This is a genomic window from Corynebacterium sp. ED61, from assembly GCF_015233855.1.
In the GTDB taxonomy this organism is placed as follows: Bacteria; Actinomycetota; Actinomycetes; order Mycobacteriales; family Mycobacteriaceae; genus Corynebacterium; species Corynebacterium dentalis.
Genome location: NZ_JADGIT010000010.1, coordinates 33,750 through 46,014, shown reverse-complemented (window position 1 = coordinate 46,014; position 12,265 = coordinate 33,750). Strand labels below are relative to the sequence as shown.

Below are 12,265 nucleotides of genomic sequence, written 5' to 3'. Positions count from 1 at the left end.
CTAATCCACCGTGACCGAGACGGTCTCGAACTCGGGGAAGCTATCCGACTCGTCATCGAGTGCGTTCAGCACTGCCGCGTCGTCGTAGCGCTTATCGGTATTGTGCACGCCACTGGAGATTTCCACCGGAGTGCGCACCAGCTGGAAGGCAATATCTGCGCCGCGCTCATTGACCTTCATCACGAACTTTCCGGTTCCCGGAGGTGGTGGTGGCTTCTCGCCAGGACGCACTGCTTCACCAGCCACGGCCGGAGGGGCTGACCACGTCACCAGCATGTTCTGCGCGGCCTCGGACAGTTCCACCACATCACGGAGGCGATTGATCTCCTTTTTCGGCAACGGGCCGAAAAACTTCACACGGGAACGCTCGATGAGACCGTCAGCCTCATTCTGCGATTGCTTGGAGTCAAAGGCTGCCAGGTCGGCAATAGAGTGCGTGATCATCACCAGCTCGGTGGCCGTCTGACGATTCAACCGGGAGAGCTGATTGACTTTGGAGATCATCGACGAGTGCGACTGCAACACCTGCCATAGCTCATCCATGATGATCTGGAACGTACGCTTACGCTCCAAACCGACATCCGCAAGGTGGTGTGCAGCTTCCACCGCGCCAAAGCCTTCACCCCAGCAAGCCAGCAACACAGCGCCACGCAGTGGCGAGGCATCCGAGTGCGGAATGTTGGACACATCCACATCGATGGCCGCCGCATCCAACTGAAGGCGAGTGGTCGTGTGACCATTAAAAATCTCCCCGAACTCGCCGCGGATCAGTGCGCGCAAGGAGCGCACTAGCGGCTTAATGTCCTGGCGGTACTCCTCCTCAGCACGCAGGCGATCCTGCTCGGAAGCGTCTTTACCGTCGCGAGGATCAATGCCTGCATCCAGCATCATCTCCGAGCTGGGCACGCGGATCAGCTCATACAGATCCTCCAGCAGAGGTGGCCGATCATGGGTAAACTTGCCACCCTCATACAGCCGACTGATTGCTGAGGCGATCATCGTCTCCTCAAACTCATTAATGGCCGAGCGGCGCACCAGCTGCACCAACGAGGCGACCATCATTGTTTGACGGGAACGCAGCTCTTCTTTGACCTTGCGGGCGCGCGTGTTAACTTCCCGAATCCAGTCCGAGCGCGCGTCCGCGCCCATCTGCCGCCACCGCTGGGCAAAGCTCGGCATGACCAGCTCGTCGATCTCCCGCTGGGAGATCTCGTCACGGCGTTGTTCAGCGTCTTCCAGTGTCCTTGCCAGAGCCGCAATGCGGTCACCAGCGACACCCAGCAGACCGACATCCAGTGGATTGAGGCTGCCCAGGCCATGGCCCAGCTCGATGATCTGGCCCATCGGATTACCCTGGGCATCGGTCATTGCTTCGACCTGATCACGGAAGTCGGGTTTACAATCGCCGAGCACCAGCGAGGTACGGCCTTGTGCCACGGCACCGCTTTGTATGCGGCGACCCAGTGTTGATTTGCCGAAGCCGTTGAGCGCGATGATCATCACGATGGGGGCAGTGATTCCGCCACCACGGAGTTTGTAGCCGGTGGCATCAAACTGCACCGGCTCACCCGTCATCAAGTTGTAGCCAATGGGCGGGCCAATAGGTGGCGAACCAGCACCCACCGACCAGGGGTAAAAACCGGCAACGACATCGGTCGTGCCGCGGGCTTCGGGCATCGCTCCGACTGAGAAATCCGGGCCGCCAAACTCTCCGACCATGCCACGTGGCGTCATGGTGAGAGGTTTGCGCCAGACATCCCCGGCCACCTTGGCGTGATCTCCGAACTTCAGGCGTCGATAATTCGCATCACGAGTCAGCAGCTGCCGGGCCCACACCGCTGACGGGCCCGAACCTTGGGCCTTGCGATTGAGCTCCTCGAGACGCCACTCGGTGTAGACACCATCGGCTGTATAGCCTTTCTTGGGGGTCTTCGGCTTCGCAATCTTCTGCTTTTTTGCCATCATCTGTCTGCCCTCCTTTAGCCCTGCACCAGTGCCGCGGCCGACAGGTGCTCTGGGATGTTGATGCCCAGGCCCAACGCGGCAGCAAAGCTCAACTGCTGCGAGCAGTATCGGCGCCGCAATTGAATACGGGAACGCTGCGACAAGCTCTTCAAGATGGCTTCCGCATTCGGCATCTTGTCCACCGTCATATGACCTGACTCATCCAGATCCTGTGCAGGTTCAGTGACCGTCACGAGCAAGCCAAATCGAGTCAGTCCATGACCCAACGCTTCTGCCTGACGTGCCTGCTCAGCTGATGCCTCATCCAGTTCGGCGCGAGCACTGGCCGACCCGCGACGCCCGCGCTCTTGCTTGGTGCGCTCACGCTTGTTGATTGCATCCGAGTCCACGAGCTTGGCGGCTTCTGCTGCCGTGTGAGGTCGGTAGCACACCGCCACTCTCTTGGTCGATAAGTCAATGTCCTTCATCAACAATCCGCGTAGCACGCGGTGGGGCACATAGCCACGAGGTGGGATGACCATCTCCCAGGTTGAGGACACTGAGCCATCGTGGACGTAGTAGCTCGGGGTCTGCTCAGCCTGCGATGGCCCAGCATCTGCCCACTCAATCTCATGGCCACGGCTCGTGGCCGACAATGCCTCAATCTCAGGATGCAGCGATGAGCTGTATGCCCGCTTGGCCACGGTCACAAGATCATCAATGGCCAAAGGACGGGTGTTCTGCCCCGCGTACTCAATCTGCGATTGCAACAACGGCAGGCGCACCGCCAAATCCTTAGCCTGCGCAGAAACGTCACGCCGCTTTTCTGACGTTGTGGCCTTAAATGTGATCGACAGCCGAGCTTCCAGCTCAATGCGCTGAGACGAGTGCATCTCAGCTGCTTCCACCATCACCTGCTGCGCAAATACCGGGGCATCCAGTTTCGTAATCGAACGAACCTCCTGACGAACCTTCATGCCCGTCGACGGGAACGTCTCCACCACTGCGGTTGCGGCGACAACATCGCCCTCTGCTCCCAAATTGGCCAGGAAGGCACCCCACTGATCCACCCAGGAATCCATCACGTCAGAGTCGACCAACTGATCACCCTGCGGCCAGATGCCAAACACGACCGTGTACTCGCTGCGTTGTGGATCATGCAGCATCGCAAACGGCTGATTACCACCGGTGTAATGCTCTGATACTTCCAATCGCCCCAGCACGCCCGGAAGAGCGTAGCGCCCTCCCGGTACTCGTGAAAACGGGCCAGACAGATACTTCGCCAAACCCTTTTTCTTTGCTCGGTTAAATTCCATTCTCAGTCCAATCCATTCACTTACTGGGCGGCCCTGGGGCTTGAGCACCAACAGCACGCCACCGATAATTCCTGCAATAGCGACAGGGCCAGCGACAAACCAACTGACTACGCCGCCCAAGATCACGACCAGGATCACCCACACGAAGAACGCAACCGTCACCGGTGCGGTCAGACCAAAAAGGCCCTCCGAGCGCGGCATCGTCCATCCGCCGTACATCCTCAACTGCTTTTTCTCTGCCATACTTCTCTCCGCTAATGTAACCCTGACTTACATGTCTACTACCTTACATGTCAGGGGGCGTACATTGTGTATAAAGAAGCCGCCAGCGTCAACTGGCGGCGTGAGTGTTCACTTACAACCTGATCGACAGTGCGTGCGCTTAGCGCAAAACGCCTGAGGGAGGCTTCGAGGCCGTTGCCTTCAACTGAGTGATCGGCGCTTTTCCTCCACCGATGACAGCCGAGGCAGGAGTCCGACGACGATGCGCGCCACCAGCTGCAACACCTGGGGAACGCTGCCCTGCCGCCCGAGGGGACGCGCCAGCAGTAGATACTGGCCTGCCGGACTCTGCCCCCTTAGCTCCTCCAGACGCGGCTCCTGCGGCAGCACCCGCAGCTCCAGCACCGGCTACTTCACCACCACCAGGGGCTACTGGCGTGGCTCCAGCAGGATCTCCTCCGCTGTCTCCTCCCGGAACACCCATACCTGCAACGGCAGGCGAGGAATCAGCTTCAGCCGAACGCGCCGCAGGAGATCCACCAGCCACGGCAGCGCTTGGAGACGACTCAGGTACACCAGCGCCTCCGCCTCCGCCGGTAGGCCGCGGACTAGGGCCAGACTCGCCACCACCGCCAAATCCACCACCTCCGCCGAAGCCGCCGCCACCACCGCCGGAGCCGCCGAAACCACCCACGGCAGGCGAGCTCTTACCGGTAGACATCCCAGCCATGCCTGTTGGCTGTGAGCCAGCCAACGCGCGGGAGGTTCCACCCGTGGCGGCCATCATGGCACCACCGGCCGCCAGACCGATGGCACCACCGGCCACCTTCATGCCTGACGGGCCTGACAAGGAACCAGTTCCTGGCGGGCTCAGCAGATTAATCAGCATCGGCAGCACCAGGATCGGCAACATGAACAGCAGCAAGGCAACGATCACCGAGAGAGTGTCGTCCTTCTTAATTTCTTTAATCGCCAGGAACGGGATCGCGTACAAGATCGCGGCCGCCAGTTTGTAGAGCAGCAGGGCGATGGTCATGCTCTTGAGCTTTTCCCACATCTCTTTGCCCATGGGCAGCCCGCCACCGGCGGCCACCATCGGCGCGAAGAGAGTCATGAAGATCAGCAATCCTTGGCGCACAAACAGCAACAGCATTTGGATTGCCGAGGTGATGATCACGATGATGCCGAAGATAAGGACAATGCCCAGCGTTCCACCACTGCTCAGAACCGCCGGGGACGCGAACGCTTCTTTCATCGTCCAGTCATCGGGACTCGACTGTTCCAACAGTCCTCTCACCGAATCGGATGCCTGCTTTGAGGTTTCATCAAAGATCCACAACGACAGGCCGTCGATCACGCGAGTGACGCCAATAATCAACGCGGCCCAGACCGTGACAGCAAACAAGCTGCGCCCCAGTGTCATGCCTGCATCTTCAGTAATGTCGCCAAGCTCTTTTCCCTTGGACAGCATAAAACGAGCAGCAATCGCAAGGATCGACATCACTGCTACCACGAGCTGTATATAACCGAGGTAGCCGTTAAGCTCACCGATCAGGCCTTGATCCTGGTCTCCTGCGTTACCATCTCCCAGGCTCAGTACGATCGAACTTGGGGTGGTGATGAACAGGCCCAGCATCCACTGCGTCATCTTCAGGGCAGATTCACCGATCGCCGCCACAATCTTGCCGAACTGGCCTTCAACCAAGTCCGACGTTTCTTGCTTGGCTTCCTCCACGGTCGACTTACCCGCCACCAAGCCAGCAGCAGTACCTGGGTTTGCTGTCATCGCGCCAACACCACGACACTTATCTGACGTCACATCGAGATTTTTTAAACAATCTAAGCTAGCCCCACCTAGAGCACCAGCATTATCTTTCAGTCGATCCAAGATATTTGGATCTTCCTTCTCATCGGCTGGCTGCGAGTCCGCCGCAGCTGTTTCGGATGCAGGTGCTGACGTTTCATCTTGCGCCTGAACAGGTGCAGCTAAGCCCACAACCAACAGTCCAGCAAAGATCATCCAGACGAGACGCTGCAAAAGCCGTATTAACTTTGATTCCATGTCCACGCCTCCTCTGGTAACTGATCAGACTCAGAGACGGACGGATTAGACGAAATGTTCATTTTCCACTGACCGTCAACCCATTCAAGGTCACGAGTCAGTGCGATCAGACCCTGCATTCCGTTTTCTTTCTCTCCACGGCTATAGATTGTGACCCGCGCATAATCAGGACGAATCAGTTCGACTCTCACACCCTCGGACGCCGGAGCACGGCCTACCGTGTGCACTGAGCGCAGCGTCTCTTTATCCTGCGCAATCTGAGCCGCCACAGATTCAACTCGCTTACGGGTCTCCTCTGTCGCCCCCACACTTGCCTTCTCAATAAATTCAGGATAATTGGGTGAAAATGCAGCAGCCGCGTAAGCAGCAGCAGCCAAAGCCGCACCAGCGGCTGACTGCGTGTATCCAGTAGGCACCATGCCGTCGAATCCCGTTGGCCCGTCAGATTCAGAGAACGGAACAGGCTCAACCGGCGAAAAATCAACGAGTTGGAATACCACGCCTTCCGGCTCAGAGGTCTTTGCTTCCTCCGAGCCGGGTTCATACGAGCGGGTTTCCGTCGATAGGATCTGCCCCTTCGACTCACTACCTTTCGGCTGGAAAATCAGGATGCCGTTCGGGTCAGCCGCCCGCGCCTGCCACTCGAACCGCTCCTCCACCGGGCGGTCATCCTCCGAGGACACCACCTGATCCGAGGCCGCGTTTTCTTCCTCATCGTTACCGCACGCGGTGAGCACACTGCCCGCAAACACCGCGGACAGCACAACACCACCGACACGACGCATTGTCTTATTCATCACTTAGCCTCCAGAGGCACCATGTCGTCAGGAAAATTGTCAACAGCCCTCACAGATCCACCGGCATTGCCATCATCAGGCAAATGGATCTTCCAATCCCCACCTGTGAAGTCCATTACGTATTCGTTCGATGCTTTTGATCCATCGGTGTACGAGGTGAAAACCGTCACCTCAGCGTGCCCATCGGAGTAGTCGCTGAACTTGTACCCGTTGAACGCCGTCGGCAGCAGGGACTTATCCATGCCCTGGCCGATAATCGACACACGGGCCTGCGTGAACAGGTCACGACCCTCCGTGGGAGCAAATGCCGCTGCGGCCGCTTCCTCCCAGTGCTTGTCATCAGCCAGGATCGGTCGGATCGACCCGTTGACTGCCGCTAATGCCGCGCCCTGCGGGGAATGTTCCCATCCAGAGGCGTCACTGTAGGTACCAACATCACGTGGGCCATGCACCGACGAGACGGGCAAGCTCACACCCTTGACCTTGCTCCAGGACAGTTTCTGCGGCGGAGCCGACAGATCAGGACCTTGAGACCCAGTGGCCTCCTCGTCGCTACCACACGACGTCATCAGCAGCGCACTAGCCATCAGGACTGCACCTGCTGTGACGCGGCGGTGAGATGTTCGACTACCCACGTGTGTTCTCCTTTACGAATTGCTTGCGTCTACCGGCCGACCATGAATACGGCCCAAGTACCGGCGGTTCCGGCGATGATTCCGCCGATGATCAGCCCGATGATCTGCACCACGGGTGCATTCTCGTCGGGGTTTCCTTGCCATCGATGCCAGCCGAAGAGGGCGCCGATCCAGATCAAACGTCCAACGGCCAAGACCATCAGCAGCCACAGAAACCAGCCCAGGTATGTCGAGACATTGCCGGTGACCTCAGCAGGCGGAGTCTTATAGTCGGCAGCCATGTTCATCAGGACGTTGGTCATTGGACTTAGTTACCCACCGCAAAGGCCATCAGTGGGCCTGCTACAGAGCCGATCACGCCACCAACGATGGCCGCAATTACCCTTCGTGGTGCTTGGGCTTCACCGTGGCTCGACCACTTTTCCCAGCCGAACATTGCACCACCCCAAAGCAAGGCAGCAACACCGGCCACCATGGCGATCCATCCAAGGATGTTGACCAATTCCAGGATGCGATCTCCTCCAGGAGGAGGTGTCGGATTCACGTCGATTTCTTGTGCGAGCACCATCGCGTGGGCAGAGAGCGTGTAGAACATTATTCTTACTTCCTTTTCAAATACTGGTGGCGCGGGTTTACGCGCCGGAGTGAGAGGCACGAGAGGCTTCCCGCGCCAAGTCAAGAATGTCGGCTGCGGCGGGCAGAATGCCCAGCGCAGCGGGGGAATTTTTCACACGGCGAGCTCTGGCCTGGCTTTTGTCGTCCATGGCCAGCCACTCGGCAATGTCTTGGGGCTGAACTGTCTCTCGACGTTCGGGAGTGGTCAGGGCCAACTGCTCATTCCACTCCACGCGGATGACCTCGCCCGGCAAATTTTCATCGCCCAGGACTGCTAGCCGCTCCGCGATCACCTTGGGTGTGCGCTTGCCTGTCCACCCCGGCTGGGCGGGGCGGGTGACCACGGCCAGCAGCTCGGTGTTTCCTGCAAGCTCGTTGCGATGTTGCAGCACCAAGTCATGGGCAGCGGAGAGGCCAGTGACGGTTTCTGCGGCACAGATGATGATCAGGTCAGACTCACCGTCGACCTCCCCGGAGGGGAAAATCTGACCAGCATCGCCAAGAAATGGCACCTGGCTCACCAAAGCAGTTGCCCCGGCCCCACCGTGAGCAGACACAGCCCACACACGTGGTTTTGTGCCCGAGGTTTCCAGTGCTTCGGAAGCCACAGGGAAACGGCGGTGCTCTGGCGGTGGCGGATACCCACCAGCAGGCCCCACCCAGCGCACGGAATCATTGCTTCGTGCCTGTCGGCTGCTCAACTGCGGTACTGCGGTCATGATTGTCCTTCGAGGTCGGAAAACGGTCAGCGGTTTAACCAGCGGTCACGGTCTGCGATGCGCGCGGGGTGTCCTGCTCAGTGGAGGTCTCCGTGGCGGATTCAGTGGTCTCACTCTCGGACGTCTCAGATGCGGACGCGGATTCAGAGTCGTCTGGTTTCTGTGCGGTATCTTGAGTCGCCGCCATCAAGAACTTGCGGATGTATTCCATCGCAGAATCGCCAGAGGCATCCACGGGCACGTGGTTGTAGCTGGAGTGCTTCTTCCAGTGCGCCCAGTAATTCACATCGGTGGCCAGGCGCAGCAGACCCTCGTTGGAATCCACCTCAGCCTGAGCGACCTCGAATGCAGCAGACGCGCCACGCACGCCCACCGGGGCCATCACCTTTGTGGCCGATGCAGCGACCTTGGCACCCAACACCGGCAGCGCAGCTGCGGGATTGACCAAGCCAACGCCTGCCACCTGGGCGATCGTGTCTGGTGTAAACGTCTCACGCGCCACAGCAATCAACGCATTCACGCCCAGCAAACCGAGCTTGCCAAGAGCCTGACCGGCACTGGACAACGTTTGAGAGTCAGATGCACTACCCGTTCCAGCCACAGACAGTGCAGAGTTTCCCAAGGCAGATGTCGTCGCCGTGGCACTGGAGGTGTCTTCAATGTCTAGACCAGGCTGCACAGCCGTTTCGGTTGCCTCTGGTGTTGCAGACTCGGAGGCGGTCGCGGACTCCGTACCGTTTCCTGCAAGTTCTTCTGGATCACGGGCGGCGGCATCCTCGAGACGCTCCGAGATCGTCTTCGATGGAGTAAAGCTCACCGAGTCCAGCGTTTCTCCCTGGACATCTTCGTTGACTGCCGAGCTGGCCGCCTCCAGTGGAGACATGATCAGCGCGTCGCTGAGCTGATCCATTGCCCGGAAAGGATCACCCTTTATCGTCACCGAGGTCGCCAGCTTCGCCAGCGCTCGCGCAGCGGGAGCATCCGCTGGCATGTCACACACCAGATCGCCATGTTCGCAAAAGCTCACCACTCGGCCATCGAGTGCACCGTAGGACTGGACATGATCGCCGGTGGCGGTCAAGCCGGCCCCGTCAGGGACAGGAGCCGTGATCTCCTCCAACGCGTCGATCGCTGGAGTGTCAGCTCCGATGTCGACGCTGACGCGACCACCTTCAGCAATGGGCTGAGCCTCCCGCCGTGCGGGAGCACCCATGTTGAATCCCGCCAAGATTGACTCAGCAGGCACCGAGGATGATCCGTTACCGACGTTTTCCAGAAAATGATCTGTGACATCTGCGCCCTGCGAATAGCCAATCGGCACGATGTAGGTGCTGGGGCATTCATCCAGAATTTCCGTTGCTCGAGTCTCGAGCGCCTTGATGCCACCGGCAACAGAGTCGCGATAGGTCATCGTGCCCACGTTGGCGAATCCACCCCAGCCCGCGTCATACGGAATATATTCCCGCGCGAACTGGCCTTTCACAGCCTGGGCGTCGTCACCGTCTTTGAACGTGAACATCCGGCCCAGGATCTCTCCGAGGAAGCCCCCGTCCATGTCACGCGGGGTGGTCAAACTACTTTGCCCGGTTCCCTGCACACCCAGGGCGAACACATCGACGCAACTGCCGGAGTCAGTCTTAGGAGAAACCGGATCACCGGCAACCGACGAGCTCGTCTCTGCTGATTCAGTGGTCTCCTCCAGCGAGGAAGGCTCCGTCTGACTTTCTGCGGTGGCGCTAGTGGTGCTACTTGTCGTGGATTCTTCTGACTGGGCACTGGCGGCCGGAGCCACGCCTGCCACAATCAGGAAAAAAGCCGCGATGGTTGCAACAACCCCTGTGACCGCTGTTCGTGCCGTCATGATTAATCCTTCTTCGCTTCGATTTTTTCAATGACCCAGCGGCCGTCCTTGTCGGCTCGGCCGGTGATTTTCTGGTTAGAGATCACGTCTTTCCCATTCATGTGCATACGGATCGTGGCCGTAGCAGTCGTGCCTACGGCTGGGGGCATGGTCATGCAGTACGAGTAATCTTCAGGCACCGAGTTCAAGATTTTCTCCCAGTCCTGTCCGCGCCACTCTTTGTTGGACGGCAGGATCAATGCCGTGATTCCTTCTGCATTGCGCGCCTCATACTCTTTTTGAAAAGTGATGTAGGCACTGCGCAGATTCCGCTGAGATGGCGGCATCCGTTCTTGACCTGGTTCCACGTCACAGCCATCGCTGACGACCGTGACGGAATCCTTGGGCATATCCGTGGCCAACCGGTCACGCGTGGTGGTGGCCGCTGCCTGGCCCGCACTGCTGTCCAGAGACGGTTGCGCAGGCGCAGTGTGATCAGCGGAATAGTCTGTGCCGAAAGACTGACCGACAACAATCGCCCCGACCAGCAGACCAACGGTGGTCAGCACACCAGTAGTGATGACCGCGGGCTTTACCCACGTGGATGCCTCGCGGCGAGTTTTTGCTGGCCGCTCTCGCTTCGGCGGCGGTGTACCGGCCTCAGCTTTGCGTGCCGAGCTCTTCCTGCGCCGGGGTGGGGCCGGAGTCTCTTGTTGGTTCCGAGCGGCAGGAGCAGGTGCGGCAAAGAGATCATCCCAGCTATTGATCTCAGGGGCATCCACCTCATCGGTGTCATCGTTGTCTTCACGAGGGTCGTCCGCGGAATCCTCTACGGGCCCTGGTTCAGGATCTTCGACGATGCTCAGCCGCTGCGGAGCAGGTTGCTCTGGCGCGACCTGCTTTTCGACAGGCTTGTCACTGGGCTTCGGTGATGAAGGTTCATCGCCAAAGCCGTTGACCCATGAGATCAACTCTGGGATGTCATCCTCTTTAGGATCTGCCATTGTTTCTTCCCCTTACCGCGTCGTGATCTCTACTTCTGTAGTGACTCGGAACCCCAGACGGCCGAGCCGTCCCATGGGCCGACGGTGCCGTGGTAGTCACCGGATGCCGTGGTCTGGCGAGCGTTCTCGGTGACCTCTGCTGGTACAGCCTCGGATGCAGCGCGCACGCCGTCTGCAACTGGCTTGGCCAGAGCCAGTGTCTCTTCGTTGCCCGCAACAGAGAAATCGGCGGTGCCGGTCTCCAGGTCGTAGGTACCGACAGTGATCTCGGGTGCGGAGAACTCACCGAACTGGGTGTTGACGTCGGCATTGACCGTTGTCTTAAACGGCACGGTGACATATCCGGCGGTGGCCTCAACGCCTGGGCCGGTGAGCTCTGCGGCACCCTCGGAGAGAACCACTGGCTTGGCTGGCACAACAGGTGCTGGGGCAACTGGGGTTGGAGTGGTTTCAGCAACTGGTTCCTCAGCCACAGGAGCTGGAGTCGTTTCAGCAACTGGTTCCTCAGCCGCAGGAACTGCTGGGGATTCAGCGACCGGATCGGAAGCTACAGGTGCTGGAGCTGCGTCAACCGCTGGCTGCTCGACCACAGGGACTTCTTCGACCGGTGCAGTTGTATCCACTGGCTCTGGAATCTCTTCGACCGGCGCTTCGATCACTGGCGGCGTGGTCTCTTCAACAGGAGCGGGTGCTTCCTCAACCGGGGTTTCGGTGCCCGGCTGAGGGGTCTCCTCGATAGGTGCAGGTGCTTCCTCGACTGGAGTTTCAGTACCTGGCTGGGTGCCCTCGACAGGCTCGGACGGGGTTTCGGTTCCCGGCTGCGCAGCTCCCGTGTCAGTCGAGGGAGTCTCTGGGGCTGGAGTTTCGGTGCCCGGCTGCACCACAACTTCTTCATCGGCCATTGCAGGCGCAGCGAAAGCAATCGCGCTCGACAACAGGCTGGCCACTGAGGCAGCAATCAGCAAGGGGGTCTTTTTACGGGTCATCTTCAAACCTTCTTAGGTCGTAGTGAACTAACAACGATGTCATTATATGCCCATCGTATCCCTCTTGTCTACTGTGCACATATCATTTAAATATCATTTTAGTTAGCTTATGTATGGTTTTTTAC

General features: G+C 59.0%; 11 protein-coding genes. All 11 read right to left on the bottom strand.

Annotated elements, in window-relative coordinates; all coding sequences use genetic code 11:
• On the bottom strand, positions 1-1,965 hold the full coding sequence (locus IM764_RS09755; protein WP_194187694.1) for a hypothetical protein: 1,965 nt from the start codon (positions 1,963-1,965) through the stop codon (positions 1-3).
• 14 nt (positions 1,966-1,979) lie between these two features.
• Positions 1,980-3,503, bottom strand: coding sequence for an SCO6880 family protein (locus IM764_RS09750; RefSeq protein ID WP_194187693.1), 1,524 nt, complete (start codon positions 3,501-3,503; stop codon positions 1,980-1,982).
• A 139-nt stretch (positions 3,504-3,642) separates the two neighbouring features.
• A complete protein-coding gene (locus IM764_RS09745) occupies positions 3,643-5,544 on the bottom strand; it encodes a hypothetical protein (protein ID WP_194187692.1) in 1,902 nt (633 codons plus the stop codon).
• Positions 5,529-6,344, bottom strand: a complete 816-nt coding sequence (locus IM764_RS09740) for a hypothetical protein (RefSeq protein ID WP_194187691.1) — start codon at positions 6,342-6,344, stop codon at positions 5,529-5,531. Before IM764_RS09740 ends, IM764_RS09745 begins: the two co-directional genes overlap by 16 nt.
• The gene (locus IM764_RS09735; protein ID WP_194187690.1) at positions 6,341-6,976 is read right to left on the bottom strand and encodes a hypothetical protein; all 636 of its coding nucleotides are present in this window, start codon (positions 6,974-6,976) and stop codon (positions 6,341-6,343) included. The genes IM764_RS09740 and IM764_RS09735 overlap by 4 nt, the downstream gene beginning before the upstream one ends.
• 29 nt (positions 6,977-7,005) lie before the next feature.
• Complete coding sequence (locus IM764_RS09730) at positions 7,006-7,278, bottom strand: hypothetical protein (protein ID WP_099299389.1); 273 nt, start codon at positions 7,276-7,278, stop codon at positions 7,006-7,008.
• 5 nt (positions 7,279-7,283) lie between these two features.
• On the bottom strand, positions 7,284-7,571 hold the full coding sequence (locus IM764_RS09725; RefSeq protein WP_194187689.1) for a hypothetical protein: 288 nt from the start codon (positions 7,569-7,571) through the stop codon (positions 7,284-7,286).
• 37 nt (positions 7,572-7,608) lie between these two features.
• Positions 7,609-8,310: a hypothetical protein gene (locus tag IM764_RS09720; RefSeq protein WP_194187688.1), complete on the bottom strand. Its 702-nt coding sequence runs from the start codon at positions 8,308-8,310 to the stop codon at positions 7,609-7,611.
• Between the two features lie 34 nt (positions 8,311-8,344).
• A complete protein-coding gene (locus tag IM764_RS09715; RefSeq protein ID WP_194187687.1) occupies positions 8,345-10,171 on the bottom strand; it encodes a cutinase family protein in 1,827 nt (608 codons plus the stop codon).
• A gap of 2 nt (positions 10,172-10,173) precedes the next feature.
• A complete protein-coding gene (locus tag IM764_RS09710; protein ID WP_194187686.1) occupies positions 10,174-11,154 on the bottom strand; it encodes a hypothetical protein in 981 nt (326 codons plus the stop codon).
• Between the two features lie 29 nt (positions 11,155-11,183).
• Positions 11,184-12,140 (bottom strand): hypothetical protein, encoded by a 957-nt coding sequence (locus IM764_RS09705; protein WP_194187685.1) that lies wholly within the window; start codon positions 12,138-12,140, stop codon positions 11,184-11,186.
• Positions 12,141-12,265: the final 125 nt, after the last annotated feature.

Bases quoted from the DNA above. Each gene is read 5' to 3' on its own strand.
- IM764_RS09755 (WP_194187694.1), bottom strand. From the start codon at position 1,965: ATGATGGCAAAAAAGCAGAAGATTGCGAAGCCGAAGACCCCCAAGAAA.
- IM764_RS09750 (WP_194187693.1), bottom strand. From the start codon at position 3,503: ATGGCAGAGAAAAAGCAGTTGAGGATGTACGGCGGATGGACGATGCCG.
- IM764_RS09745 (WP_194187692.1), bottom strand. From the start codon at position 5,544: ATGGAATCAAAGTTAATACGGCTTTTGCAGCGTCTCGTCTGGATGATC.
- IM764_RS09730 (WP_099299389.1), bottom strand. From the start codon at position 7,278: ATGACCAACGTCCTGATGAACATGGCTGCCGACTATAAGACTCCGCCT.
- IM764_RS09725 (WP_194187689.1), bottom strand. From the start codon at position 7,571: ATGTTCTACACGCTCTCTGCCCACGCGATGGTGCTCGCACAAGAAATC.
- IM764_RS09720 (WP_194187688.1), bottom strand. From the start codon at position 8,310: ATGACCGCAGTACCGCAGTTGAGCAGCCGACAGGCACGAAGCAATGAT.
- IM764_RS09715 (WP_194187687.1), bottom strand. From the start codon at position 10,171: ATGACGGCACGAACAGCGGTCACAGGGGTTGTTGCAACCATCGCGGCT.
- IM764_RS09710 (WP_194187686.1), bottom strand. From the start codon at position 11,154: ATGGCAGATCCTAAAGAGGATGACATCCCAGAGTTGATCTCATGGGTC.
- IM764_RS09705 (WP_194187685.1), bottom strand. From the start codon at position 12,140: ATGACCCGTAAAAAGACCCCCTTGCTGATTGCTGCCTCAGTGGCCAGC.